Source organism: Caballeronia sp. LZ016 (assembly GCF_031450805.1).
GTDB lineage: Bacteria > Pseudomonadota > Gammaproteobacteria > Burkholderiales > Burkholderiaceae > Caballeronia.
On sequence record NZ_JARTVY010000003.1, the window covers coordinates 185,158 to 210,892 of the forward strand.

20 protein-coding genes and 5 pseudogenes are annotated in these 25,735 nt (G+C 59.2%); 16 read left to right on the top strand and 9 right to left on the bottom strand.

Annotated elements, in window-relative coordinates; genetic code table 11:
* Positions 1-550 precede the first annotated feature (550 nt).
* The 5 genes from istA (P9220_RS19880) (at position 551) to P9220_RS19900 (ending at position 7,580) form a co-directional block, all read left to right on the top strand.
* On the top strand, positions 551-1,561 hold the full coding sequence (gene istA / locus P9220_RS19880) for an IS21 family transposase (protein ID WP_309767061.1): 1,011 nt from the start codon (positions 551-553) through the stop codon (positions 1,559-1,561).
* The gene (istB, locus tag P9220_RS19885) at positions 1,558-2,346 is read left to right on the top strand and encodes an IS21-like element helper ATPase IstB (RefSeq protein ID WP_309766146.1); all 789 of its coding nucleotides are present in this window, start codon (positions 1,558-1,560) and stop codon (positions 2,344-2,346) included. Before istA (P9220_RS19880) ends, istB (P9220_RS19885) begins: the two co-directional genes overlap by 4 nt.
* 257 nt (positions 2,347-2,603) lie before the next feature.
* Positions 2,604-3,134, top strand: coding sequence for a hypothetical protein (locus tag P9220_RS19890; RefSeq protein WP_309767063.1), 531 nt, complete (start codon positions 2,604-2,606; stop codon positions 3,132-3,134).
* 322 nt (positions 3,135-3,456) lie between these two features.
* Complete coding sequence (locus P9220_RS19895) at positions 3,457-6,102, top strand: AAA family ATPase (RefSeq protein ID WP_309767065.1); 2,646 nt, start codon at positions 3,457-3,459, stop codon at positions 6,100-6,102.
* 359 nt (positions 6,103-6,461) lie between these two features.
* Positions 6,462-7,580, top strand: coding sequence for a hypothetical protein (locus P9220_RS19900; RefSeq protein ID WP_309767067.1), 1,119 nt, complete (start codon positions 6,462-6,464; stop codon positions 7,578-7,580).
* Here the strand turns inward: P9220_RS19900 and P9220_RS19905 are convergent.
* Entirely contained in the window at positions 7,524-8,855 is a 1,332-nt protein-coding gene (locus tag P9220_RS19905; RefSeq protein ID WP_309767069.1) for a hypothetical protein, read from the bottom strand. The two genes, P9220_RS19900 and P9220_RS19905, sit on opposite strands and share 57 nt — an antisense overlap.
* A gap of 183 nt (positions 8,856-9,038) precedes the next feature.
* Positions 9,039-9,992: pseudogene (locus tag P9220_RS19910) on the bottom strand (IS30 family transposase); the annotation flags it as partial.
* Positions 9,993-10,095: 103 nt separating this feature from the next.
* Between P9220_RS19910 and P9220_RS19915 the strand changes: the two are divergent.
* Both P9220_RS19915 and P9220_RS19920 read left to right on the top strand, forming a co-directional pair.
* A pseudogene (locus P9220_RS19915) lies at positions 10,096-11,272 on the top strand (IS3 family transposase).
* 291 nt (positions 11,273-11,563) lie between these two features.
* Positions 11,564-12,232, top strand: coding sequence for a hypothetical protein (locus P9220_RS19920; RefSeq protein WP_309767070.1), 669 nt, complete (start codon positions 11,564-11,566; stop codon positions 12,230-12,232).
* Between the two features lie 729 nt (positions 12,233-12,961).
* Here P9220_RS19920 and P9220_RS19925 read toward each other — a convergent pair.
* Together P9220_RS19925 and P9220_RS19930 are read right to left on the bottom strand one after the other, a co-directional pair.
* On the bottom strand, positions 12,962-13,204 hold the full coding sequence (locus P9220_RS19925; RefSeq protein WP_309767072.1) for a DUF1488 family protein: 243 nt from the start codon (positions 13,202-13,204) through the stop codon (positions 12,962-12,964).
* A 71-nt stretch (positions 13,205-13,275) separates the two neighbouring features.
* Positions 13,276-14,442 (bottom strand): tyrosine-type recombinase/integrase, encoded by a 1,167-nt coding sequence (locus P9220_RS19930; protein WP_309767238.1) that lies wholly within the window; start codon positions 14,440-14,442, stop codon positions 13,276-13,278.
* Positions 14,443-14,636: 194 nt separating this feature from the next.
* On the opposite strand from P9220_RS19930, the gene P9220_RS19935 reads away from it, so the two are divergent.
* The 3 genes from P9220_RS19935 (at position 14,637) to P9220_RS19945 (ending at position 16,361) form a co-directional block, all read left to right on the top strand.
* On the top strand, positions 14,637-15,653 hold the full coding sequence (locus tag P9220_RS19935) for a DNA-binding protein (RefSeq protein WP_309767074.1): 1,017 nt from the start codon (positions 14,637-14,639) through the stop codon (positions 15,651-15,653).
* 85 nt (positions 15,654-15,738) lie between these two features.
* Entirely contained in the window at positions 15,739-16,014 is a 276-nt protein-coding gene (locus P9220_RS19940; protein WP_309767240.1) for a hypothetical protein, read from the top strand.
* Positions 16,015-16,082: 68 nt separating this feature from the next.
* On the top strand, positions 16,083-16,361 hold the full coding sequence (locus P9220_RS19945; protein ID WP_309767076.1) for an HU family DNA-binding protein: 279 nt from the start codon (positions 16,083-16,085) through the stop codon (positions 16,359-16,361).
* Between the two features lie 33 nt (positions 16,362-16,394).
* Here P9220_RS19945 and P9220_RS19950 read toward each other — a convergent pair whose 3' ends face one another.
* The gene (locus tag P9220_RS19950; RefSeq protein ID WP_309767077.1) at positions 16,395-16,598 is read right to left on the bottom strand and encodes a hypothetical protein; all 204 of its coding nucleotides are present in this window, start codon (positions 16,596-16,598) and stop codon (positions 16,395-16,397) included.
* 99 nt (positions 16,599-16,697) lie between these two features.
* Between P9220_RS19950 and P9220_RS19955 the strand changes: the two genes are divergently transcribed.
* From P9220_RS19955 to P9220_RS19970, 4 genes and pseudogenes are all read left to right on the top strand, one after another.
* A complete protein-coding gene (locus tag P9220_RS19955) occupies positions 16,698-17,138 on the top strand; it encodes an SET domain-containing protein-lysine N-methyltransferase (RefSeq protein WP_309767079.1) in 441 nt (146 codons plus the stop codon).
* Between the two features lie 123 nt (positions 17,139-17,261).
* The gene (locus P9220_RS19960; protein ID WP_309767081.1) at positions 17,262-18,470 is read left to right on the top strand and encodes a hypothetical protein; all 1,209 of its coding nucleotides are present in this window, start codon (positions 17,262-17,264) and stop codon (positions 18,468-18,470) included.
* 184 nt (positions 18,471-18,654) lie between these two features.
* Positions 18,655-18,963: a hypothetical protein gene (locus P9220_RS19965; RefSeq protein ID WP_309767083.1), complete on the top strand. Its 309-nt coding sequence runs from the start codon at positions 18,655-18,657 to the stop codon at positions 18,961-18,963.
* Positions 18,964-19,190: 227 nt separating this feature from the next.
* Positions 19,191-19,385 (top strand): annotated as a pseudogene (locus P9220_RS19970) (TetR/AcrR family transcriptional regulator); the annotation flags it as partial.
* Positions 19,386-19,561: 176 nt separating this feature from the next.
* Here the strand turns inward: P9220_RS19970 and P9220_RS19975 are convergent.
* From P9220_RS19975 to istA (P9220_RS19985), 3 genes are all read right to left on the bottom strand, one after another.
* Entirely contained in the window at positions 19,562-19,693 is a 132-nt protein-coding gene (locus tag P9220_RS19975) for a hypothetical protein (protein ID WP_309767084.1), read from the bottom strand.
* Positions 19,694-19,778: 85 nt separating this feature from the next.
* Complete coding sequence (gene istB / locus P9220_RS19980) at positions 19,779-20,564, bottom strand: IS21-like element helper ATPase IstB (protein ID WP_309767086.1); 786 nt, start codon at positions 20,562-20,564, stop codon at positions 19,779-19,781.
* Positions 20,539-22,053: an IS21 family transposase gene (gene istA / locus P9220_RS19985; RefSeq protein ID WP_309767241.1), complete on the bottom strand. Its 1,515-nt coding sequence runs from the start codon at positions 22,051-22,053 to the stop codon at positions 20,539-20,541. Before istA (P9220_RS19985) ends, istB (P9220_RS19980) begins: the two co-directional genes overlap by 26 nt.
* Before the next feature lie 232 nt (positions 22,054-22,285).
* Between istA (P9220_RS19985) and P9220_RS19990 the strand changes: the two genes are divergently transcribed.
* Positions 22,286-22,501, top strand: a complete 216-nt coding sequence (locus tag P9220_RS19990; protein WP_309767089.1) for a hypothetical protein — start codon at positions 22,286-22,288, stop codon at positions 22,499-22,501.
* A 613-nt stretch (positions 22,502-23,114) separates the two neighbouring features.
* Positions 23,115-23,285: pseudogene (locus tag P9220_RS19995) on the top strand (hypothetical protein); the annotation flags it as partial.
* A gap of 83 nt (positions 23,286-23,368) precedes the next feature.
* On the opposite strand, the pseudogene P9220_RS20000 reads toward P9220_RS19995, so the two are convergent.
* A pseudogene (locus P9220_RS20000) lies at positions 23,369-24,708 on the bottom strand (hypothetical protein).
* Positions 24,709-25,735: the final 1,027 nt, after the last annotated feature.

Consider the following 25,735-nt stretch of genomic DNA (forward strand, 5'->3'; position numbering starts at 1 on the left):
CGAGCCGGTCTCCGTTGTACCCACGGGACCTAAGTCGGGCGAGAAGAGCAAGACCTTCAGATTCAAGGTCATCGTCTAAGTCTGGATGCGAGAACATGGAGTGCACCGGAACGGGATTAGAAAATGCATAAGCATATCGTTGCCGACACGTAACGTCGTTGCCCGATGCTCCTTTCCGACGCTCGAGCGGTCGTAACTTCGCTAGGCAGGGCGCAAAGCATGAGCTGAACTGGGTATGGAAACTGATTTGCCGCGACCGGTAACTGCCAAGCAGGGACCTGAGCGTCCGAGTCAGTCGAGGCAAAGCCATTGGCGTGAATGTGTGAAGCAGCAGGCACAAAGCCTCGTTTCCTTGATGGTGATGCGTTTTAGCATAGTCCGCCGCCCAGCTGAACCAGATGACTGAACGCTGCCAAAGAGCGAATTCAGCCGCAGCCTCTAAAGACTTCTCTCACGTTGCCGTTAATAGATGTTAGCGCCGATGTAAAAATGACCCTGGCGCCGAAGTAAACATGACCCACCTGGGAGACGATGGCGGCTTTTGCCGCCGATGCTGACTCAGGAGCAAACAGTGGAAATCAAGGTATTGGCCCGGCGCGGGACGGCGGTACGTGAGATAGCAAGGCAAACGGGTTTATCACGCAACACTGTGCGCCGATATTTGAGGGATGAGCAGGCGAGCCGTTACAGCCAGCGTGAGCCGCGAGCCACGAAGCTCGACCCGTTTAAGGACTATCTGCTGGAGCGCGTCGCCGCCGCGCGGCCGCACTGGATTCCGGCAACGGTTCTGCTTCGCGAACTGCAGGAAGCTGGGTACGAAGGCGGCATCAGTCAGCTCAAGGCATTTCTGATGCCCTACAAGCGTCCCGAAGCTGAACCGGTGGTGCGCTTCGAAACCGCGCCGGGCAAGCAGTTGCAGGCCGATTTCACCGTTATTCGACGAGGGCGCGAGCCATTGCTCGCGCTGGTCGCGACGATGGGTTACAGCCGTGCGAGTTTCGTGCGTTTCACCTCGCGTGAGGACGCCGCGACGCTATGCGAATGCCTACGTGAAGCACTCGTCTATTTCGGTGGCACGCCAGAACATGTGCTGTTCGACAACGCGAAGTCGGTGGTCATCGAACGCGATGCATTCGGCGAAGGCGAGCATCGCTGGAACCCACAGCTGCTTGCGCTGGCTGAGACCTACGGCTTCACGCCGAAGGTGTGTCGTCCGTATCGCGCGAAGACCAAGGGTAAGGTGGAACGCTTCAACCGCTATCTCAAGGAGAGCTTCGTTGTGCCGCTTGCCGCGACGCTCAGGTCCTCGGGGTTGAAGCTTGATGTTGAGGCCGCCAATGCGCAAATTGGCCGTTGGCTATCAGAAGTTGCCAATGTACGCCGCCACGCGACGACAGGTGAGCGTCCGGCGGTCCTGCTTTGTTCGGAGCAGGCGGCGCTCCTGCCGTTACCAACCCAGGCGCCAGCGCTCGCAGCGCCAGACAACCGACGGGTGCTGCCACGCGAGAGCCTGCAGCATCCGCTAGCGGTCTACGACGCATTGCTGGAGGTCGCAGCATGAATCTGCAACATGAACGGATTGGCGCGCTATGCGCACAACTGAAGCTGGACTGCGTCGCGACCGATTGGGCGCCGCTTGCACAACGCAATGCAACGACCGATTCGAGTATGGCCGACTTCCTTGAACAACTTCTGCAAGCGGAACTTGGCGCGCGCGAGCAGCGCAAGCGTCAGGTGCTCACGAAGCTGGCAGCGTTGCCTGGCATCAAGACGCTTGAGCAATACGACTTCAGCTTCGCCAGCGGCGCGCCACGTGCGCAGATTCAGGAGCTGGCAAGTCTGGCGTTCGTCGAACGGGCCGAGAACATCGTGCTGCTCGGACCATCCGGGGTGGGTAAGACGCATATCGCGACCTCGCTTGCTTACCGCGCTGCGCAGGCCGGCATCAAGACGCGGTTCATCACCGCCGCTGACCTGATGATGCAACTGGCCGCTGCCCGGCAGCAGAACCGCCTGCGGGAGTTCTTCAATCGCGCGGTCATTGGACCCCGGCTGCTGGTTATCGACGAAATCGGCTATCTGCCATTTGGACGGGAGGAGGCGAACCTATTCTTCAATGTCGTGGCGAAACGCTACGAGCGCGGCTCAATCGTATTGACCAGCAACCTGCCGTTCACACAGTGGGCGACAGCATTCGCCGATGACCAGACGCTGACGGCTGCAATGCTCGACCGGCTCCTGCATCACGCTCATATCGTGCAAATCAGCGGCGAGAGCTATCGACTAAAGGACAAAAGAAAGGCGGGACAAACAGGCACGCGGGCCAGCACGAAAGTAGCCGCGTGATCAACGACCCGGGTGGGTCACATTTACTTCGGCGAAACCCAGAAATGTGGGTCAGGTTTCAGTCGGCGTTGACAAATAGAGCGGGAACCGCTCACGGCATGCCGTAGAAGCGTTCTCTAGAGAAGAAAAATCAGCCGAGGTAAAGAGGGAGAACTATGGCTTGGGTTAGAGCATGCGCCGCGATGTTGGCGGCAACGGTGGTTTCGGGTTGCGCGTATAACGTGCAAGTTGCATCGCAATCGGGTGCTTCTGAGGTCATGAGCACGAAGATCAGACAAGACAAGGCCTACGTTGTCTTCAGCGATAATCTTGTTACCGCGGGTAAGGATGTCAAATCCGGATTCGCCTGCGGCGCCCATAAGTATCCGATGTATATCGGTGAGGCGCTGCAAGGTTCGCTTTCCAAGACCGTTGAAGCCGCCTTCCCTCAAGTCGTTAATAACGGCGGAGCGGTGCCATCCGGGCGCGATGGAATCATCTTCAAGTTCGACCTCTCCGAGTTTGACCCGCGAATTCGTTTTACGCCGGGATTCTGGGTGCCATCCGCTGATGCAAACGTGGATATAGCGATTCGCGCTCGCGTTTCCGACAAGCAAGGAAAAGAACTGATCACGACGACGTTCCGCGGTCAAGGCCACGCAAGTGAGGACGGAAATTGCCCGGTGGGCGCGGATGCCTTGAGTCTTGCTGCTCAGAAGGCGATCGCGAACGCGATGGAAAGTTTTGTTGACAAGGTGATCAACACCGGTGCGCTCGATCCAGTCATGGCGACATCCGCGCGACAGTAGTCTGAAGTCAATCTGACAACATTGGCGCCGTTGCCTGGAGACGGAAAATTGCTTCGCGGAAGGCCGTCGGTCAAATTCTTCGACCGATGGCTTGCCGGATAGTCGCCTGAGGCACATGCGTCCGGCCTTTGCAGACCTTAGCGTCGGTCGCGTGCAACGGCAGCAGCTTGACGGAGTGGTGACGTTAACGGTGTCGCGCGGCAGAGATGCAATCCTCTGCACCAGCGGACAGACGCTACGATCCAATCCAAACGAATGAAGGCGTCGTGCCGATAACCGATGCCCGACCGCATAATCGATAACAACCGCTTCGCGAACGCACATGTCCAAGGCCCTATTCGAATTCAAACGCTTCTTGGCCAAGTCTGCCCCGACTCTGTCTGAACACGAGAAAAAGCTGGCCAACCTGATGTTGGGAGGGTTCGACGAAGTCACGGCGGTCGGGACGGCCGGAGGCCGGCGCGGGAGAGTCTTGGCGAAATTGATCGTCGAAAACGGAGCCGCAGCGCCTCCGGTGCTCGAAATCGCGGCCGACCTAGCGAACGCCAACGAGAGTGAGATCGTCCGGCTTACGAAAGTAGAGGTCGAGCATTTCCGTGGGTTTTCAGAGAAGCACACTTTCGAATTCAAAAACCCGTACACATTCGTCTACGGGCCGAACGGGACAGGAAAGTCGAGTCTTTGTGAGTCGCTCGAATACGCAATGCTCGCCTCGATCCACGAAGCGGATTCGAAGCGCATCCCCGTCTCGGAATACATCAGGAACGCAACATCGAGGAAGTCGGCGAAGCCCGTTCTGTACGGAGATACCGCGAAGGAGAAAGGAATCGAAGTGAAAGCGGACCCCCGCAATTTCGAATTCTGCTTCATCGAAAAGAACCGGATCGATGGATTCGCGCGGGTCGCGGCCAATACCCCGGCCGCCCAGCAGGCGCGCTTGGCGGCGCTGTTCGGCCTAGAAGAGTTCAATGCGTTCGCAACGCAGTTTAACGAGCGCCTCGACCCTTACCTGGACTGCGTCGGAAAAAAGGGGAAGGAGCTTGCGGACCGGACGAAGGGCATCGCCGGGCACCAAGCGATCCTCGGAAGCCTCCCGGTGAAAGCCAAAACTGCCGAAACGCGAGTTGCCGTGTTGCTCGCGAAATATGCGGAGTGCAAGAGCCTCAATGAAATCAAGGCAGTCCTAACCGGCCCCGAAGGCAACGGTGGAAAGCAAAAGGCAAACAACACCGAAATCGGCCGTCTGCAGAACCTTAAATCGGCCGCTGATGCTGGGACGGACGACATCCTATCCAACGCCGACGGACTGATCCGGCTCCTCGTAGAGAAGGCGGATTTGGAAGTCCTCCTCAGCCGGTACAAAGACCAGCTTTCCCTTCGGGACCTTTACGGCGCGATTCTGGGGAACCGCGAAAGATTCGGGGACGAGTGTCCCGCGTGCGCCTCCGAACTCTACCGCGACGGTCGACTCGCCGTTCCGGTTGATCCGTACGGCAACGCGCAGGAAAAGCTGAAGCAATTCGACGTCGCCCTGAAGGCCGAAGCGCGGATCAAGGAAATCCGGGAGGCCCTTAACTTTGGCTGGCGGGACCTGCTTTCGAAAATCGCCAGGCTTCCCGCTTCCGGCGGTGCCATCGGGTTCGCCCGAGCACTTGAGCTCGACTCGTTCAATGCCGAGGCATCTGACGCCAAGGATGCAGCGGGTATCGCGACCTTCCTCCGAGCCGTGCCGGCAAGGCGTGAGCTCCTTCAGGCGCTGAAGGACGCGACTGCGGCCCATAATGGAAAGGTCGAACAGTCCAAAGTGGCGATCAAGAGGCTCGAGGACGATAACGTCGCGATCTCCAAGGACCTTGAGGAAATCGTGACCATCTCGACCCTCGTCGCTGCGAACGCGAAGAGCGAGACAGAGGCGACGCAGGCTATCGAGAAGTTCAACCGGGAGAACGAGGAGCTCATCAGGGAGGCGGAAGCAGAGAAACCGGGGGTCGCGAGAAACCTGAGCTACAGCATCGCGTACGTCTCGCTCCGCGAAAAACTCTTGGCCTACAACGCCGGACTGCCCTTGGCACTGGCTGCGCATCTCAACGAGAAGACGCTGAAGTTCTACAACGAGATCAACAAGAATGACCACCCTTCCGATAGGCTCAAGTCCCTGAGGTTGCCGACGGCGGTAGGGGAGAGGATAGAGATCGAGTTCGGGAACGGGGACACGTGCGACGCGCTTCAGGTCCTCAGCGAAGGTCACATTCGGTGCCTCGGGCTCGCGATCCTGTTGGCGAAGATCACCACAGACCGCGTCCCGTTTCTGATATTCGACGATGTTGTGAACTCGATCGACGACGAGCATCGGGGCGCGATTATCGACCTCATCTTGGATCCGGAAGAGGTTGGCAAAAGACAACTTATCGTCACGACCCACGGTGAGGATTTCGTGAAGCGCCTCGAGAACGCCGTGCCAATGAAAACGTACAAGGAAACAGTGACCCGGATCGACTTCCTCGTGCCGTTCGCCGCTAGGAAGATTACCGTGAAGCTCGACTCGCCCCGCCACTACCTCACGGTTGCCGCCTGTAGCCACGAAGAAGGACGTACGCGCGACTCGCTGAGTTACATCCGGAAGGCCTTCGAAGAAGAACTCAACCGTCTGTGGAGGAAGATCGCAAATAAGAAGCTGTCGGCGCAGATAAGTGTCGGGATGAGGGGGCCGGGGGACCCTGACCTCATGAGTTTGGCGACGGGCCTGCACCAGTTCCTCGGCAGGAAGGACGTGACCGTGTTCCAGGAAGTCGTGCCACACATACGCGAGATGCTCGGATATGGCGAGAAGCACAAAATCGAGTGGAACTACTTGAACAAGGGAACCCATGAGGAGGAGCAGACGGAAGAGTTCGACGCCGCGATCGTTCGGCGCATGCTCGAGACCGTCATCAAGCTCGACGAGGCGATCGAGGCTCCGCAGGCCTGACGGTGGCCTCCGAACCCATGCTCCTTTGGCGACTCGCACGACGGCCGGCGGTCCGGAATGCTGTCGTTCCGACTACGAGTGCGCTGAGTGACAGAAGGCTGTCACTAGCAGCCTTCTTTTCGCCGAGCGTGAATGTCGGCTTCGGCCGACTTCGGCAAGCAGGTTCAATGGAGCGTCATGACGAAAAAGATGGAGGAAGACAATATAACTCCTATCAACTCAATGGGAGTCTGTCATGGGGAAGCAATCTAACCCGTGATCCCTGGGATAAAGGCAAGCTTGTTTCTGCCCCATCTTCCGATAGTCCAATAGCACTGTCGCATCGCAAGCACGCGTTTTTATTCAGGGCTGTATAAATAATGAAAAATCAAGACTTAACGAGCGGTTCTGTCTCCGCAGGTCGGCAGTCAATGACTAGAAAAGCAGGTTTTGGCGATCTGATTAAACGGATTGCAGCAATCAGTGTCGCTCTTTCCCTTCTACTTCTCGTCATTCCGGCACATTGGCGATTTGTATATTCTTCAACAAGTGTATTTTTAATGGCAATCGGGATTGGAGTTAGGGTGGTGCAACTCCTCTGTCCGGGAAAATATGAATTCACCGAGATCCGGCGCGCCATAGTAAATTGGTACGAAAAGCTCGATCGTCGTCAACAACTTTACCTTAACGTAACCCTGTGCCTCCCTTTTCTAGGTTATTTTTATCTGCTGGACGCACAGAATTTATTTGCGCCAATCGCGATCTTGTTTTTTATTTACTGCCTAGGTGTTGCCGCGTATGACGTTTATCGCATCTACGCAACACTTTATGGAAGTTTGATTGGCAAGGGATTCATTGCCATCGCATTTGCTATTGGCTCTAATCTCGCGTTCAGTATCTCGGGAGAAATAATCGGCAGGATGACTCATGTCCCACCTACGACTTTTCCGCACACCCTCTCTTTTTTGGCGATTTTTGCGATTCCATTTCTGTTTATGGCTGCCGGGACAATTTTCATCCCGGTCTCTGTTGTAATGGCTCCAATCCTCATTTACGGATCGAGATTCGTGGCCGAAGCACCACGACTTATGAAATGGTTTTTGGGGGTTGAATTTAAGGCTATGGGAAACCGCTATATTATTGCAACGGTGTTTTTTCAGGCTATTTTTTATTCGTCTTTCGGAAGCCTCGCGCCTGCAATATTTCTACTCCTGCTAAATCGATACAATCAACAAATAGAATTGACAATTGGAAAATCGATATACGAATTTGACATGTATCCCGGCACGGAATGCAAGATGGCTACCATGAGTCGGCACCCGGCCATGACCGGACCTACGTCCAACGCCATGCCCGGCCATTCGGAAGACTGCTGCGCTCACAAAGCGGCCATACAATCGGCGAGACCTGGTGTTATTTCATCGGGCGTTTTAGACGTTCGTCTATTGCCTTGTTTCTACTACGTTTTCCTCATCGCCGTCGTCCGACTCGTATCCTAGGCCGGACAGGATCTGCCAAACGGCAAAAAATGGATGCAAGCGCCCGTAGAGGAACATGTGCAGGTCATCGGCACCATAGATGTTGTCGTACCCGTGTCCGTACACGTGTTCCTGGTATTCCTGATAGATCTCTCTGATCAGCCCGGTCGTGTAAACATTTAGATTGTGGGTACAAACGGCGCCGACGATGTCCACTTTCAGCCCATACCAATCCGGCAATCCGATTTCTCGGTAGACAGTCATTTTCCGACTTAGAAAACATAGGTCGAACTGTTCTGTCACCGCCCGAATGAGCCGCCCTTGGAAATCGCCTTCCATTGTTTCCAGCCAGTGAAGCTCTTTGCCATCGTCCGTTAACTGATCGAAGATCGCCTGCACTTGCTCCAAGCGCCCCGAAACCGAGCGGCCGTAGATCACTCCTCCATCAACCGCCGTGCGGGCAGACGAAAACGGGTTCATGGCCACAGCCACGATACAGTTCAGGTAGGGGAATGGAAAATGCCCCCACTTCTGATTGGCGTACACAAGGGCGTGAAAGCCGGCCGCTTCCAGATGATGGGCAATAGAATTGGCAACCGTGTTCAGCGCCGATTTGCTGTGACCCGGGATGCTGCCGTTTGTATCAACGTCGGAGTCGATCCAGCCCTCCATGATCGGGAATGAAAGGGTGACGCACGTCATCGAATGATCGTTCATGATATTGTTCTCAACCCACTCGTAATAAGAGGAGTCCGGATAGTAGACCCCTAAGGTGAAGGTCCCGACTTCGTCTTCGTGAGGGATGAGTGCCACAACGTTTTTCCGATTGCCTACCAGCTCTTGCGCATACGCGTCCCGCGCCGTGCGTGTCTCCATCGGAGCGACCAGCACCGTGGTGATCGCTGATTCGGTCAGGCCGGGGAAGATCGAGCAGAAGTGATTGGCGTATGCGAGCAGTTCCGTGAACGCTTGGCGTTCGGTTTGCCCAGATTTCTTCAACTCGATTAATGTGATTCCCGTCTCCTCCCCTGTACCGAACAGGTCGACTCGAGTCGCATGGGCTTCGCTGCGCTCGAGCCGAAGCTCCTTGGCTGTCAAAAAGACGGTGGCCAAATTGTCCAGGATGTCGTTGATAGCTCGCTCTGCCCGTTGCTGCAACAAGAAGCGGATAGGCGGAAACGTTTCCTCATCGGACCAGGCCACCGGCTCCCGGCGTCCAACGATCAACGAGGCAAAATTTTGCTTATGATGTTCGAAGAGGTGATCCCGAAACGCGTTTTCCCCGATTCTCAGCATGCGGTACCTTGTGAATTGCTTGCGTTGGATATAAAGAATACTGTAAAGCCGACGCCGAAATGCCACTATAAGGGCTATCAGCGAACGGCCACGCATTCAAGCCTGGAACGTCAGTGAGGGGGCCTTACGCTCGGTGGATTCAACCGGTCCGATGCAACGATTTGGTTAAATCGCTCAGCTGGTGCCATTCGTGTTTTCGTTCGAACCGCGTTGCCAGGGATGCTGTGGGTCGCAGAAAGAGACCTCAATGTCGGTAGCGACAGTAAAGCGGTTGTGATCGGGCCATTTCCGAACCCCTATCCCACGTCAGCGATTTATACAGTTCCCGGGGTAACTTGCTGGCGTGTCGTATTAGCGCGTCAACCACAGCCTCAGAGTCCTTGCTGGCGACTTTCACCAGCATCACGAATCGACTTTGACGTTCGACGAGAGTCGCAATCTGGCTCGTAGCGTTGCCATACAGCAAGTCTCCTTCCCAGTGCCCGGGGATTGCGCGATCCTCCGCCGTAGCAGGGCGTTCACTGATGGACACGGCGTCGCGAATGTTCGTGCGGCCTTCGGTTTTCAGTGTGTGATGACGGGACCGGCGCATGGTTCGAGAGCGTCGCAAGTGCTCAAGCAATTCCTTTTTCAGGGCACCACGAGCTTGAATATAGAGGCTCCGATAGATTGTCTCGTGCGACACCAAATAGTCCTTGTGACCGCATAAGCATGTCTGAGCCAACCAGCAATCTGCTCAGGGGACCACTGCAGGTTCAGCTTTGCAGCGACGACTCGCGCCAGCGTCTGGTTGCGCACCATTTTGCAAACCTTCGGCCGACGCGCCCGCTCCCACGCGATCGCATCCGCCTGGCTTGCTCGATAGCCTTGGCCGCCTCCGTTGCGCTGCAACTCGCGACTTATAGTGGAAGGAGCGCGTCCCAGCCTGGCTGCGATCGACCGAATCGATAATCCGGACACCAGGAAGCGGGAAATCTCCTCGCACTCCGCGAGCGTCAATGCCTGTGGCGCGCGGTGCCTTTGCACCGGCTGGATGCCGCCGGTCTCGGAAAGTATCCGCTGAATCGAAGAATGCCCGCGATCGAACAGCTTGGCAATCTGATGAATCGTATCGCCCTTGCGCCATCGGTCCCACATCAGCGCTTTCTGGGTCTCGGAGTAGTAGATTCTCGGTCGCTGACCATGCCTCGATTTCACGTACAGCAGGAATTTGCTAATTTCTGTTTGTACGGAGGTTTTAATGTCAGAGAAGCTAGTGCCAAAGCGGCAGTACACGGACGAGTTCAAGGTCGAGGCCATTAGGCTTGCCGAATCAGTCGGGCAGCACGAAGCCGCGCGTAGGCTTGGAGTGCCCGTGGCAACCTTGGGCAATTGGAGTCGACGCAGTCGCGCTGCTCAACGTATCGGCGAGGTCGACAGTCACGAAGTGAAGAGCACGCGACCGACGCGCCCGGTCAACGAACTGGAGGCGGAGAACAGCCGCCTTCGCAAAGAGCTCGCCAGTGCGCGACTTGCCTTCGAAAAGCGACGGCGTACTTCGTGAAGGGGTCGCGGTGAAGTACGCATGGATCGACGAGCACCGCGACCAGTACAGTGTTACTCGGCTGTGTCACATCCTGACGGTGTCGCGCAGCGGATATTGCCAGTGGCGTAAGCGCGGGCCAAGTCAGCGAGCGCAGGCCAACGCCGCGCTTGATCGGGAGGTGGCAGCGATTCATCGCGCCAGTCGCGGCAGCTACGGCCGTCCTCGGATCGTAAGGCAATTAAGGATCCAGGGCCAGCCGGCCAGCGCTGAGCGTGTACGCCGTAGCCTGCAACGCTTAGAGCTGCGGCCGGTCTATAAACGCCCGTATCGGGTGACGACGGATTCGACACACCGCTTACCGGTGGCTCCCAACCTGCTTGATCGTCGTTTTGACGGCTGGCAGCCCGATCAGGCTTGGGTCAGCGACATCACCTTCATCAGGACCGGCGAAGGTTGGTTATACCTAGCTGCCATTCTGGATCTGGCAAGCCGACGCATCGTAGGCTGGTCAATGTCAGAGCGCATCAACGCGGAACTGGTCTGCCAGGCACTGCGCGGCGCGTGCTGGCACCGTAAGCCCCCGCCAGGGTTGTTGTTACATTCCGATCGCGGAAGTCAATATGCAAGTCGGGCGTACCGAAAACTGGCCGCCGACTTCAAGATGAACGTTTCGATGAGCCGTCGCGCTAATGCATGGGACAACGCGCCAATGGAAAGCTTCTTCAAAACCCTGAAAGTCGAGCGAATCTATCAGGTTCGCTACGAAACCCGCGCTCAGGCTCGTCTGGATATCGTCGACTGGATTGAGGGCTACTACAATCGACAACGCCTGCACACCTCTATCGATTTCTCCACTCCCGTCGATTACGAGGCTAGGATGATCGCTGCATAATTTGCTGTACGTGGAAAGGAGGCAGGGTCACGCTGCTTCATTTGCAACACCTCCGCTGCTCATGCAGATTCTAGGTGTTGCATCGACCGGTTGAATCCGCCTCAAATTTCGGACATTCAGCGCTGGTTTGATCCGGGGACTCATTGCCCCCCCGGTCGCGTACGGGTCCGATCCATTCGGGAGAAACGAGACGTAATCGGGTTGGGCCGCGTGCGAACGTTGGAATGGATCGTCCGCTGGCACGACGAAGGCATATCGCAAATGCGTCATCCACGCCGCACGACTCCTACCGTGTCATCGCCGCAGCCGTTTGAGTGCGTGGACCCCGAGGTCTGGCGCCTTAACTCAACCGTTTCAAACGAACGTCGGAATTGGCTGCTTGCCCCACCATCCTTTGATGGCATCTTCGAGCTTCTCAAACACCGGCTCACTCTCGAACAAGTCATCAAGCAGCGTGCTACTGACGACAAGACCGTATCTCGTGTCGTCGTCAAGCTGCGCACCAGCGCACGAGCGATTGATCTCTTTCACAATTCATCTTCCGGATATCGCGCGCAGTATTACACAGATGTAGGCCTAGGGGATGCTGCAAATAAGCTGGTACTTGAAGAGCTTCTGCCCATCGTCGTGCCGCTGGTTTTGCAACTCAGACCTTCCTTGCCGATTGATTTCTTAGATCAGTCGTTCGGGCATCCCTGCGCCAAGGTGTGGATTTATCAAGGACTATGGCTCCGCCATGCGAGGTCCGATCATCGCGTTCTCGAGGTTCCGCGTTGGCAATCGCAGCTTGGCTCTGAGAAAAATCGGCCCCGAAAACTTGCACGCTGGGGATGTCTCGCACCAGACTCTGAGTCTGCCTTTGTCATCAAAGGTGGCTTCGTTTTTCCAGACGGTCGGCGTCGCTGTGATGTGCCAGGGAAAAACAGGGCCACGGAGATTCACGCATTCGGATTTACGTAACCCAAAGGTGATGAAAGCACCTTTCCTCCAAGGAGGATATGTTGCGAATTACAGAATGTGTCTGGCGCTGGGTTGGTCGCGCTCCAACAATAGTTCCGCGTTCAATGGCGGCCGCCGTTTTCGGCGCAAGACTGACTGCATGCAACGGCTGGTGAACCCTTCAAAGCGGTCAGCGAATTAAAGTTGGTCCGAACGGCAGTAGCGGGTTGTCAAGACTCGTTCGCCGTTCAAGGAACCGACGTTGCTCGGCGCTGAGTCGCGAATGACAGCGATGCGTCGAGCTGCAGCCGCTCTATGGATGAACGGCGAGCGTCGGCTTTGGCCGATGACTTGCCCTCCAGGCGACGGCACGGAATGACCGTTCCACTCCGATATCTACCCTTAGGACAGAGACTGCTCGACCGGCTGCAACGGGTCGTGAAGACTCATTCGGGACTTCAGATTGCGGTACACCGCGGCGTACATGTGGGCAGCGGCGAATCAACTCACAACAGCTCTATGTCGACCAGCGAGGGTCTGTGCGCGTCACGCTTTCCGAGCAACGTGTTAATCGCCAGATACAAACTTGTGGATGACTGCGGGTGTCGTCGCGACAAGCCACAGTCGTATCTAACGCGAGACGCAACTAATAGTCGTCGCCTTCCGTCGCCACACTGGCCAGCAGCACCACTGCCGTAGGTTGCCTGCAGGACGCCGTTGGCAATCAAGCATGCGAAAAATCCGTCTCGGTCAGCCGCACCGGCCGCGCTGATCGCGCCAGCAGCTTGCGTCGCGCGACCGCGTCGATCGGAGAAGACCCACTCTGAAAACGCTCACCAGCCGCGCGTCATCCGCATTGGGCGCCAACCAGAAGAAGACTTCCAGACACCGGCGCGGCACGACGCAGGTTACGCTTTCTCCGCGCCACTCGATGACGAAGCTGAGCGTCTGTTTGTCTGCAGAGATCTGCGGTTCGGGCACAGGCACATTCATGAGGTCGGTTCGAGGGGGCGGACAGAGCGGGCAGCAGGCCGAGACGCGTTAAGCTGAACGCGCTTGGAGGTTCACCAGTCTACGCGATGCTTCTCTTCGGTTTCCTGATGGCGCCGATCGTCGTCAACGTGCAGGTAAATGCTCGTCGTCGTCAGTGATGCATGTCCCAGGTTGTCTCGCACCGTACGCAGATCCACCTTACTGTCGGCCATGTGCGAGCCGGCGCTGTGCCTGAGCCAATGCGCGGACGCCTTCTCGAGCAACTCGGCGCGCGTGCTCGCCGTTTCGTCACGCTGGCGCAAGCGCGCCGCTGCGCCCGCAAACACGTCCTTCACGATCGCGTGTAGCGCGGCGCGCGTGAGCGGCGCACATGTCGCGGTGCGCTCGTTCGACGCCGTGGCGCCAATTGGCAGCACGAGCGGCGTGTCTTCGTTGGGCGAGGGCAGCGCGCTTAATCCAAGGTGCTGCCGATAGCGGGACAGTTCCATCATCATTTCGCGCGTGGCGGGCACGAGCCGTTGCTTGTGGCCTTTGCCGTGCACGGTGAGCCACCAGCGCAGCGCGCCGTGTGCATCCGGTCGAACAAAGAACTGGCCCATCGTGTTCGCGCCGACCTCCGCAATACGTAGCCCTCCGAGGTACAGCAGGGTGAACAGCCATCGAACTCGGTACGCGTGAGCTTTTTCTCGGGCCGTTTCCCTCGGCATTGTCGCGATGAAGTCCTTGACCTCCTGCCACACGCTTGGCTCCAAATAACGGGTGATGCGTGGCGCGGCGTGGCGCGTGCGTTGGCGCGAGAGCGAGAGCGGGTTGCCCGCCAGATAGCCGGCCTGCACCAGCCACGCGAACATCACGTTGAGGATGACGGTCGCCTGGCGTTGACTGGACGGCGACAGCGGTCCGTAAAACGGCCGCCAGCGCGCGTCGCTGCGTGGGTGCTTGCGCCCGCCGCCGGCCACCCACGTGCCGGCAGGCTGTGGATCGGCGAGAAACTGCTGATAGCGCAGGCAGTCCTCATGCGTCAGCGAAGAGAGCGGTTTGCCCATCTCGACGATCGACCAGAGCAGCAGCCGCTCGGCTTCCTTGCGGTAATTCTCAAAGGTGGCTCTCGTGTCGACAAAGCGCGACAGCCAGGCGCGGATCGCATCGAGGTCGTTGTCGGCGGCAATCTGTGCGCGCCCTGTTACGGCGCGATTCGTTCCAGCGGAGCCGTCCAGCTTTGCTGGAACGGCGAGCATTTCGAGCGGCGCAGGCTGCAGCGCATACGGCGGTGAAACCGGTGCAGGGGTTTTTGAGGTCACGTTCGTTTCAGAAGCGATGCCGCACCAAACTTTCATCATTATAGCCGTAATGTCAAATTGCCAAGTGCGGTCAATTAGGGAAATGGCTTTCTACGTTGTATGATCAACGCACCCTTCTCCGTTGCATCGCCATGTCCGACGTCCTCTCCGACGAAAGCCGCCTCGCGGCCGATATTGAGCGCCTCAAAGTCGAATTCCCGAAGACGCGCGAGCTCTATCGCGAAGTCTGCGCGCTGCTGTTTTTCCGCTTTGGCGTCGCCCCGACCGCGAACCGCCTCTACAACCTGGTCCGGCGCGGCACCATGAGCACGCCGGCGTCGGTGCTGGGCGAATTCTGGGCCGAGCTGCGCGAGAAAAGCCGGGTGCGCATCGAGCATCCTGACCTGCCAACCGACTTGCGCGAGGTGGCCGGCGAACTCATTGGCACGCTATGGACGCGAGCGATTGCATCAGCCGAGGCGCAACTGACCGCGCTGCGCGAGGAGGTCGAGGCCGCTGGCAGAGAAGCGGAGCAAAAGGTCGTCGCGGCGCGCGAGGAGCTGGCGCGCACCGAGACCGCCCTGGAGCAGCGCACGGCCGCGCTGCTCGCGGCGCAGGTCGAAATCCGGGAGCTGGAGCGGCAGCAGGCGGAGGAGTCGGCTACGCGCAAAGCGCTTGAGGCGCAGATCAAGCGGCTCGGCGACGAGGCGGTCGCGCGTGAGCGGGAACTCGAGAAAGTGCGCGATACCTTCTCGCGTGATCTCGAAAAGCTTCGGGAGACCGCGAGCCGCGCCGAGGAACGTCTACGCGCCACGGAAAAACGAGCCCTGTTGGAGATTGACCGCGAACGCAGCGCAGTGGCCAAGGCTCAGAAGGAACTGACGGAGGCAGCCAAACGCGCCGACAAGCGAGAGGCCGAGCATCGTCGCACCGTCGACGCGCTGCAGGCGCAGCAGGGCGACGCGCGTCACCAGAATGGGGTGTTGCAGGGCAAGCTCGCCGCGCTTGAAGCGGCGCATCACTCGCTTCAGGAACAGTTCAAGTCGCTGAGCACGACGGCGCGGCCGACTGCGCGACGCGTGTCCACTGCCGAAGCCGGTCCGCCCGCCAGGCGAGTCGTCCGAAAGGCAGCGGTTGGCAAAACGGCGAGAGCAAAAGGTCGCCCGTAGATAATTGGCGCAATTGCGCCGGCAGGCGGGCGTAATTCAAGGCCAAAGACGCGTCATGCGCGTGGTCGCCCAGAGGAGGAAACAGATGAGAAGATCGGCAGAGAACAAATTGCGGGTGGTCGCGGTGCGGATCGACCCCGTCATCGAACAGCGCTTGCGCGTGCTGGCAGAGGCCACGGGGCGCAAGCAGTCGTTCTTTCTGCAGCGCATGATCGAAGAGGGCATCGATGCGATGGAAGAAATCTGGCTGTCGCCGCAAATGCTAGCCAAGATGCGAAATGGCGAACTGCCCGAGCTGCTCGCAGCACACAATGCGACTTCGGATCTGTTCGACTTGGATGCCACCGACGCGGCCTCGTAGCACCGGCGGTCGGCTGTTCGTCGCGGTTCTGTAAGATCGCGTTCGTTTTGAAAGTTGGGAAGACTTCAATGAACAAGCAGGAACTGATCGACGCCGTGGCGTCCGAGTCGGGCACGAGCAAGGTCGCGGCAGAAGAGATTATCAATGCGGTGCTTGAGACGATCTCGAAAGCGGTGGCTGCCGGTGACGCCGTTCAGCTGATTGGCTTCGGATCGTTCGGGACCGCCGAGCGGGCCGCACGGACCGGTCGAAATCCGCAGACGGGTGAGGCGATCGAGATCGCAGCAGCTAAGACGGCCAAGTTCACGGCCGGCAAGAGTTTCAAAGACGCCGTCAACCAAGGGTGAACGACGGCGGCTCAGTCATGCCGCCGCTACCGTCTAGAAGAGCTGATCGTCCAACGGCCGCAGATTGTTCAGCTTAACTGCCGTGAGGCGTTCGCTGCCGTCCGCATGAATCGACCGAATCATGATCCGTTGGCCGCGCGCTTCGCCCAGCACCTCGACGATGCGGTCCTCATGGCGCACCAGCGTGCCGCGAGGTGGTTTGCGTTTCATTCGGCTGAGACCGGTCGGAGAAGGCATAGGGCCTCAAAGCTCGTGCGTCCATCGCATTATGCCAATTCGCCGGGACGGTGCCACATCGTTTAGCCGGTGACGGCACAACCAGAGAGGAAGATCGTCATGCGCCGCATCGTAGTACGTTCTTCGCCGGTCCACGGACGCGGCGTATTTGCGCTCACCCGGATCGGGGCGGGTGAGACAGTCCTCGAATACAAGGGCAAGCGCCTGTCTTGGGCACAATCGCAGCGCCAGTATGCGCGCTCAGCCGCCGAAGACGGTCACACGTTTTATTTCGATCTTGACGACGGGCGCGTGATCGACGGAGCGCAGGGTGGCAACTCGGCGCGCTGGGTCAATCACAGTTGCGCGCCGAACTGCGAAGCCGAGCAACAGGGCAGCCGGGTTTTCTTCCACGCGCTGCGCGACATCGCGCCAGGCGAAGAGCTGTTTATCGACTATCGACTTTTTGTGGAAGGGCGAAAATCTGCTGCGCTCAAGCGGCTGTATGCGTGTCGCTGCGGGTCCGACGCCTGTCGAGGGACAATGTTAGCGATGTCCTGAAACCGCCGATGAAATGATGCGCACGCGCCACGGACCATCGCACCTGAACGACCACTTCAACTATCGCACCGACTCGCCGGCGACGGCTCTGATAGTGCACCCTGCTGATGAAACGTGACTGTCATGCCCTCACCGAAATGGACATTTGCTTCACGCTTCCGACGCAATGCGTTCGGGTGGGGATCGTCTCTACCGATCCAACGCCTGAAGGAGGCGGTATCGGAGATTCGTTCGGTCGCGCGCACAGATCGCGCGCTCGCCGCCGAAGGGGCTGTTCTCCTCCTTGAAAAGCTATCACCGGCACTCGAGCAGGTCGATAGTTCCTCGGGCGCACTGGGCAGCGCAGTTAATCGCACGATCGACACGCTTGTGCCGGTGATGGCAGCGGCCGACGTTACGCTTGCTGTACGCCGACGCTGGCTAAACAGGCTATTCGAGGCCTTGCAAGACGATCAGATGCCCTACATTGAGCATTTGGGCGAACACTGGGGCACGTTGTGCGTCACGCCCGAGTTGGCGTCGGAATGGGCCGATCAGCTATTGCCGCTTGTCACGCACGTGCTTCAGGCCGAGGGATTCAACCACTTTGTCGGCACTGTGCCGTGCTTCAGTGCGCTTTTCACTGCCGGCCGCTTCGGGGAAATTGTTGAGCTCGCCCAGCGTGATCGGCTGAAGTCCTGGTGGTATCGACGCTGGGCCGTTGACGCGCTGGTTTCCCTCGGACGTCCGGGCGATGCGCTTCGTCTTGCTGAAGGGAGTCGAGGGCTGAACGCGCCCGAGCACGCGATTGCGCGAGCGTGCGAGACGATTCTCCTAGGGTGCGGCATGAAAAGCGAAGCCTATGAGCGCTACGCAATTTCCGCCAATCGTGCTGGCACCTACCTCGCAACGTTCCGGGGCATCGCCAAGAAATATCCTGAGAAATCGCAGGAAACCATCTTATCCGACCTGATTCGGAGCGAGCCCGGGTCGGAAGGCAAGTGGTTCGCCGCTGCGAAAGACGCCGGCCTATTCGATCAAGCGGTCGCGCTGTCCAGGCAGAGTCCCACCGATCCCAAAACCCTCATACGAGCCGCGCGAGATTTCGAGACGACGCAGCCGCAGTTTGCGATGGAGTGTGCCGTCTCAGCGCTGCATTGGATGGAGGCCGGCTACGGCTACGAAATCTCGGTGACCGATGTGATCGACGCCTATGATGCCCTCGTCGCAGGGGCGCTCGCTGGTCGCGTTTCTAAGGTATTGGTGGACGATTGCGTGCGACGCCTGATTCGAAATGCGGATTCGCTGGTAGGTCGAGCGTTGCGCACGCGCATGGAAGCCGCCGGGCCCTAGAAAGGGGAAGGGTATCGGCCAATGCAGCGCTTGCGCTGCTCACGCCTTCGCATGAGTCCGGCATGGACCTATCGTTCACAGCCAGAACCCCAAGGCCCCAACGTCGGCTACGCTCCCGTATGCTTCCTTGACTTCTCGAGAGCCTCGATACGCTGGTCTCAATGGATCAGGAGATGCACAGCGTATGAAGACAATCGCAGTTGAGCGAAAACATCATGTCCCCGCTAATTCGCCCGGCGTGCTCAAGCGGACTTCCCTGGAAGCTGATCGTGAACTCGCTCATATGCGGAAAGTCGTGACGGCAGTGCATGCAACATCAGCTCCGTTGCCCATAAGCGTTCGTTACTGGAGGGCACGGCTCCATGAGCTTCGCATCGCCTTCGCGTTGCTTCCCGTCCAACTTGCCCGGCTGTCTGCACTTGAGCTTGCCGTCGAAGAGCTCGCACAGAAACAGGTGGACGCCGGAGCGAGCGACGATCGCCGCGTGGCGTAGGTTCGCGGCGCTCATTGAGCTACTGGAAGGATCGATATGTAGCACTGATACCGCTGGGCTATAGAACGGACTCGCTCCGGCGACGCTAGTCGCCAATGGCATGCCACCGCCATTAAACGCAAGAGTGCTTATACGACTTATCACGCTTGAAATCGCCCTATCAGCGTAGGGTAGAACGCGCCGGACGCACCGTAGGCCAGCCAAGAAGCGCCGCGCGCATAATCCCGATGTCCGCTGCATCGTCGGAGGTGACGACAACGAACGAACCGACAACCAAAACGGACCCCAAGGGCACTCGCCGGCGCATCCTGGAAGCTGCGACCCAACAATTTTCGACTTTCGGACTCTCCGGAACCCGCGTTGATGCAATCGCAACGGCCGCGCATACCAACGGGCGGATGCTCTATTACTACTTGCAAAGCTAGGAGGGGCGGTACGTTGCGGTCCTCGAGGCGATATACGCGGAATGTGCGTCATGAGGTCCGCCTTTGTTGACGGCGCTGTAAAACCGCGCCTTTTGGGCGGCGCAAGTCAGAGTGATTTGCTCAAGCCCGAGGGGGCCTCGCAGGCCCCTTCGCTTTGATGCACTGTATTTATGTCAGAACGGCGGGTCGCGTTCGTTAGTACGCGTGTGCGCCTTTGAAGAGCGTTGCTCGTGCAGCAGTTCGTTAAGCTGAGCACCATAGAAGTCGGTCACGACGGCCAGGAGATCCTCGAGCAGTTCGAACACGGCGAGTGCCTGCTCAGGCGTCCAGTCGTCGGAACGGTGAACGGCAATCCGCGACGGCGCCCCGATGGCAATAAAGGGCGGTTCATCACGCGGTTTCCTTCTTCGTGGGGGGCTTGCGGGATTTGCGCTGCCTGGCCCGGGCTTCGTTGCGCTCACGCGCTTCCTGGAGCCGATACGATTCGCCCTCGATTGAGATCACCTCGGCGCGATGCACGAGGCGGTCGACCAGCGACACCACGCAGGCCGCGTTCGGGAACACGTCCGACCACTCCTTAAACGGTTTGTTCGTCGTTATGATTGTCGAACGTGTCTCATACCGGCGGCTGACGAGTTCGAACAGCAAGTCGGCGTGGCGGTTCGAGTACGAGAGGTAGCCGACCTCATCGATCACCAAGATGTCCGGCGTCGCATAGTAGTGCAGACGCCGACGCAGCGCCGAATCGCTGTCGAGCGCAGCGAGCTCACCGAGCATCTCGCTGGCGGACTTGAACAACACCGTGTGGCCCTGGATAAGTGCGTGGTGCGCCATATTCTGTGCAAGCGTCGACTTACCCACGCCGTTCGGGCCGACGAACACGACGTTGGTTGCGTCGGCGAGGAATGTAAGCGACATCAGGTCTTCCACCGCCGCGCGGTCGATTCTCGCGGGCCAGCTCCAGTCGAAGTCGGCCACCGCCTTGAACTTGCCCAGTTTCGCCGCCCGGATGCGTCGCTGCAACGAGCGGTGCGCGCGCTCGTCTTCTTCCCACTGCAGCAGCGGCGCGAGCCATGTGGCGCCGTCGATTTCGCCCCAGTGCTCGACGAGGCCATTCAAGCGCAGCGCCTTCGCGCGCAGACGCAGGACTTCATTGTTGATCGTGGTCGACGTCATCGCCTTCCTCCCTTGCCAGTTGATCGTAGGTATCGAGCCGGTGCGGATGCACGGGCGCATCCTTACGTCGCACGTGCTCCGGCAGATTGATGACGACGGGCGGTGGTGCCCCTCGCGCCGCGCGACGACGTTCGAGCGCCGCCCGCACGGTGTTCGTATGCGCGGATCCCGCGCGCAGCGCGTCCTCGACTGCCGCCTGCAATTCGACAGCGCCGTAGCGATCGAGCAGGCGCAACAGCGCGGTCGTCAGCCCGCCGATATTCGCGCCGCGCTCAGCCACGCGCATCAGCAAGAGCTGGCAGGAGGGCACGGCGCGAGTTAGGCTGTTAATGCCGCGGTGTTGACGCGCTTCACGCTTGAACTCGACGAGCGTCTTCAGGTGCTGTGGGTCTTCAATCTGTTCAGCTCGGTCGTAGCTGCGCCGATGGCTGGCGATCATCTCGGCGCCGTCGAACACGCGAACCTGGTTGAGGTCAGCACGAACGCTCAGCGTGCGACGCACGTGCGTGTGGGGTACCGTGTAGTCGTTCAGATCGAAGCGCACGTAGGGCGTCTTGCCGACCTTCACGGCCACTTGCTCTTCGACCGGAAACGGATTGGCAGGTAGCGGGAGTAACAACGACTGCTCCTGAACAAATGTCTCACGCACGGTCATCGCGCGATCCTCGGGACACGGGCGGTCGGCCGCCTGCGTGCGGCACCATTGCTCGGCCTGCGCGTTCAGGTCGTCAAGGTCAGTGAATTTGCGCGCGGCGAAGAAGGCTTCGCGCACATGTCGTATTGCGCGTTCCACGCGTCCCTTCTCATTGCCGCGCGCAACGGCAACGGGGCGCGGTTCAAAGCGGTAATGGCCGGCGAACGCGAGCAGCGTCGGATGGAAGCGGATCGCGTCGCCGACCCGTTCAAGCACCGCCGACTTCAGGTTGTCGTAGAGCAGAACTCTCGGCAGTCCACACCACGTGTTGAATGCACCGATGTGCCCGCGCAAGAAGTTCTCCATCCTCGCATCGAGGAAGAAGCGCAGGTAGATGTCGCGCGAGTACGAGAGCACCATCACGAAGGCCATCAATGGCCGACGCGCGCGACCGATCTCGACATATCCGAAGTGGCCCCAGTCAACTTGAGCCTGCTCGCCTGGCAAGGTGCGCAGCCGCAGGAAGGCCTCGGCGGGCTTGCGTGGGCGATGCAACGCGAGCATGTGTCGGAAGTGATCCCGCGCCCCCTTGTAGCCGCGCTCACGCACCATCAAGTAGAGACGGCTGCCCGTGAGCGTCGGATACTTCTCCAGCGTCTGCCGGATGAACGGCAGGTACGGCTCAATCATCGAGGGCTTCGGCGTCGGGCCGTATCGCGGTAGTCCGGCGCTGGCGAGCACACGCAGCACCGTCTCACGGTGCACGTGCAGCTGCTTCGCGATGGTGCCGCAGGGCCACTTCTCGACGTGATAGAGACGCAGGATCTGCGTCTCAAGCTCAACCGGAATTGTCATCGGGGCCTCCGCGATCAGAACGATGGTCGAAGGCAACGCCTTCGGGGCGAACATGATGGAGACCACGACGACGCACAAAGCCGGTTCGTACCAGCGGTGAGAGCAAGGTGCCGCAGAAACGACAGTTCAACTGAGGCGGCGCCGCCGGGCGAACGGCGGCGTTGGCGAGTGCAACGGCGTCGTCGCGGTCCGGTTGCAGTACACCATCGGCGGGGGAGTCAGGTGAACCGTGATGCGTCACGAATTGCCGCCGGACCCGATAGCGCCGGGCGCGTGCGGCATGTGCAAAGCGTCCGCGGCGGGAACGCTGATAGCGTTGCGCGGCTTCGCGCACGCTGTCGCGGCGTGCATGGGCGGCGCAGTCGCGGCAGTATCGATTGCCACGGTCACACTGGCGGCAGACGAAGACCTGCGCCCGACAACGGGCGCACAGGTACAGGCGACCTGAAGGCGGCTGCATTGGCGGTTCCCCTGGAACGCCAAAGAGACGGGTCCAGTGAAGTCGACGGGCCGCGCGAGCGATGCGATACTGGCAGCTCACGCGGCTCTCCGGCCGGCCAGAAGGCCTGCCACATGGAAACCCTGTGGAGGCGCGGTGCCGGACTGGACCTGGCAGTTGAGGCCGGCGTCGCGCCTGTTGTTCTTCCTTGGCAAACGCCTTTCTACCATGTCGCTGCCGCGACGCGATGCAGGTCGCGTCTCCAGTCGCCCTACGGGCTCTCTACGCCGCGACCCGCATCGTCGTCATATCACTCACAGCGCATTTACTGCTTCCGCTAGCTGGATTGTTCGCCCTTTGCCGCGACGCCGATATACGACGCCGCCCGAAAAGCGCGGAAACTGACCGCCATCGACAGCCTTTACCTCACGGGGCCGCAGACGTAATTAGGTTACTTGCGCTTTCCATCTGGGATTACTGCAGCGCGAACCGATGTAGTTTAATCTCGTCCACAACGGAAGTCTGCATGAAGGGCGGTACCTCGGCCGGTCGCCAAAGCTGATCGAGGCAATCCCGCCCGTGATCGACTTGTTGCGCGCGACCTTGACGCACCGGAGCAGAGGCGGAGAGCTTCCCGGCCGATGCGGACGCGCTGAATTTCTACGTCACGCTGTCCGGAATGGGCTACTACCTCGTTTGCAATCGCTTCACCCTGGCGGCGTTCGTCGGACAGGACTACGTGCAGGCTCGTGTGCGACAATTCATCACAGGGCCTTCCTCGTTTATCGCCTAAGGTACTTGCAACAAGACTCGCCTGAGCTATGCGTTGCGGACCCAACGAATGGGCGGCTGCCTTGAAGCCGACGCGTGACCGATTCAGAGCAACACTGCTTTGTGCAGTAGCTCAAGCGCCGTCAACTCATCTAGCCTACCCGTGCGCGCTTTGCCCGCCAGCGTCTTGAGCAGCGCTTCCGCTATCGGCGAAATGCCGTCCAGACCCTGCAGACTTGTTGTCGAAGCTGGTGGAAACTCAGCGTTCGCGAGGTCACGTGCCGGCACGCGATCGCCGCCGTTTTCAACCGCATGTGCCTCGGTCGCGGCGGGTTGTTCGGTCTCGTTCGTCGGGGAGGCACCTGCCGCATTTATACTTCCGGGCGGCGTCTTGGCGGCAGCCGGGGTCTGCGCACCCTTCAGGGTAGCGGTCGGCGTCTCGCTCGCCAGAATAGAAGGACCCGATATGTCCGGCGGCCCGGCGTCCAACGTGGGAGCGCGGGACGATTGCTCTGGAGCGCTCGCGCGAGTTCGTGACGCGGGCGCGAGCAGAGCGGAGACGGATTCCGGTATTTCCGTTTCAGAGCGCGGCCGGTCCAACCAGCCAGTTGGCAAACCAAGCCGCTCGGTAAAGCGGTTCGCTTCTGCATCGTCCATGCGCTTCTTGCCGTGCAGTCGATGCGCCATGTTTGACCCTGTCATACCCATGACGAGCCCGAGCTTGGCCTTCGATCCGTTGCGCCCGGTGAGGACATGAAGGTTCGCGCGTCGAATGCTTTCGAGCGTGGCGCCATCGCGCAGGCTCAGCTGTTGGGGCAAGGTTCCTTCGATTGCCGCGCGCCGGCCGGAAGCGGCTTTCGCAGCAGCTTTGCCGGTTGACTGCTTGGTGAGTTGAGCCGGACCGGTTTTCTCGGCGCTATGCGGGCTCTTCGCTTTCTGAGATGGCATTTGTGCATCCTCGGACGGACCGTCCGCAACAAAAAGATGTTCTTGTGCGACTGAAACGGCCGGTGCCGGCATCGTCAGCGTCTTGGCGTCGTCGTCCACGTCGTCGTCCGTGCGGACAAACTCTAGGGGCGATTTCAAGCGAGCGATGAGATCAGGCGAAAGGGCAGGGTAAGGCTCATCGAAAAACCCATGAGGCAGACCAAGCGTGGACTCCATGGAAAGGCGGTCTCCGGCGTGAATCTTTCGCCCTTCATAAGCTCCGCGACGCGCGATAGAGTGGAATCCAGAGCCAACGCAATATTCTCGGCACCGACCGCATTTACCAAAAGCTGAAACGACCGCGTCTTGATGATTGAGGCAGTCGGAGCGGGCTCTTTGGAAGGCGACTGAGAGGGTGTACGGTTTCGTGATGGGATATTGGATCGAGACAGGTGATGAGGCTGGCGCCTGTCCGCCTTTTCTCGGTACCCCGCATCCCGCCCGCGGGTCTGACTCATAGCTTAACCTCCGGTGCGGCGCATTGAACGTCAGTTCTGGATTATAAGCGAGGGATGATCGGCTGCCGCTGCGGGCAAACCTGCGCCTGGAACCTCCTTAAACAGCCGTTGACGCGGCGGCATGAGATTTTGAGGCGGACGCGTTCTCGGCCTTTTGCCGACGTTGAGGTCGCCAGCAAAATAGCGTCCTCAAGCTGTCGGCGGATTGCCAACGTTCCTGACATCGCACAGCGAGGCAGCAGGCGCCTCCATCAGTCAACTTACACGCTCTACCCGGAGACGCCGGCCCTTCCTGATGTCTAATCGAAATATTCTTGACGCCGTATCCTCGATAAGATTGATCGCAGCACTCGACGACTGAGCACAGGCAAAAATCGGTTTTTTTCGACCCCTTGATGTCGTAGAACGATTCGCAAGAGCAGTGAATGACCTAGTAGGCGTCGCGCTTGTCGTCGATTTTCTTGAAGCGCTTGCTCGTCTCTCGGTTCCGCTGAAACTTAAAACGCTGCGCGCCCATGTGCCACTCGGATGATGAGACGTCCTTCGAATTGAAGAAGCCGGACACCCAGCGGCGGTGCTGATCTTGGTGAGGCTCATGTGCGGCGCCCCACCTTGTGAAACCGAGATGGTAGGCGGAGGTGTTTGAACGCACCTTTGCAAGTGTAGTAGGCGTTCTCGAGATCGTGCGCATGCGGCCCCTGCCAAGCTGCAACGGTCTGCCGAGGCGGCGCCGCACCCGTCCATCTGGAGTGAGCAGGCCAGGCGACTGACAAACAGACAAACGTACGCGATTAAGCGAAGCTTTTTCGATGTGCTCGCGTCGTTGGACTTGGACCAGTGGGGTCGACAGGGTGGAGAAGGTCCTCGTCGTCCCGACGCGGACACGGACGATCTGCTCATGCGCGACTACATACCGCAGGTGGCATGCAACGTGCGGCTTGTTTGTTCTGCGATCTCATGGACCACTGCATTCAGCCACCGCTATGGCTACTGACCCTACGCCTCCGCCTCTTGCCGAGGATTACCA

Excerpts from the sequence above, each read along its gene's own strand:
- P9220_RS19935 (WP_309767074.1), top strand. The coding sequence starts at position 14,637 with ATGTCCGACGTCCTCTCCGACGAAAGCCGCCTCGCGGCCGATATTGAG.
- P9220_RS19930 (WP_309767238.1), bottom strand. The coding sequence starts at position 14,442 with ATGCTCGCCGTTCCAGCAAAGCTGGACGGCTCCGCTGGAACGAATCGC.
- P9220_RS19950 (WP_309767077.1), bottom strand. The coding sequence starts at position 16,598 with ATGCCTTCTCCGACCGGTCTCAGCCGAATGAAACGCAAACCACCTCGC.
- P9220_RS19990 (WP_309767089.1), top strand. The coding sequence starts at position 22,286 with ATGCGTCACGAATTGCCGCCGGACCCGATAGCGCCGGGCGCGTGCGGC.
- P9220_RS19945 (WP_309767076.1), top strand. The coding sequence starts at position 16,083 with ATGAACAAGCAGGAACTGATCGACGCCGTGGCGTCCGAGTCGGGCACG.
- istB (WP_309767086.1), bottom strand. The coding sequence starts at position 20,564 with ATGACGTCGACCACGATCAACAATGAAGTCCTGCGTCTGCGCGCGAAG.
- istA (WP_309767241.1), bottom strand. The coding sequence starts at position 22,053 with ATGACAATTCCGGTTGAGCTTGAGACGCAGATCCTGCGTCTCTATCAC.
- P9220_RS19955 (WP_309767079.1), top strand. The coding sequence starts at position 16,698 with ATGCGCCGCATCGTAGTACGTTCTTCGCCGGTCCACGGACGCGGCGTA.
- P9220_RS19890 (WP_309767063.1), top strand. The coding sequence starts at position 2,604 with ATGAGCACGAAGATCAGACAAGACAAGGCCTACGTTGTCTTCAGCGAT.
- P9220_RS19960 (WP_309767081.1), top strand. The coding sequence starts at position 17,262 with ATGCCCTCACCGAAATGGACATTTGCTTCACGCTTCCGACGCAATGCG.
- istB (WP_309766146.1), top strand. The coding sequence starts at position 1,558 with ATGAATCTGCAACATGAACGGATTGGCGCGCTATGCGCACAACTGAAG.
- istA (WP_309767061.1), top strand. The coding sequence starts at position 551 with ATGCTGACTCAGGAGCAAACAGTGGAAATCAAGGTATTGGCCCGGCGC.
- P9220_RS19895 (WP_309767065.1), top strand. The coding sequence starts at position 3,457 with ATGTCCAAGGCCCTATTCGAATTCAAACGCTTCTTGGCCAAGTCTGCC.
- P9220_RS19905 (WP_309767069.1), bottom strand. The coding sequence starts at position 8,855 with ATGCTGAGAATCGGGGAAAACGCGTTTCGGGATCACCTCTTCGAACAT.
- P9220_RS19965 (WP_309767083.1), top strand. The coding sequence starts at position 18,655 with ATGAAGACAATCGCAGTTGAGCGAAAACATCATGTCCCCGCTAATTCG.
- P9220_RS19900 (WP_309767067.1), top strand. The coding sequence starts at position 6,462 with ATGAAAAATCAAGACTTAACGAGCGGTTCTGTCTCCGCAGGTCGGCAG.
- P9220_RS19925 (WP_309767072.1), bottom strand. The coding sequence starts at position 13,204 with ATGAATGTGCCTGTGCCCGAACCGCAGATCTCTGCAGACAAACAGACG.
- P9220_RS19940 (WP_309767240.1), top strand. The coding sequence starts at position 15,739 with ATGAGAAGATCGGCAGAGAACAAATTGCGGGTGGTCGCGGTGCGGATC.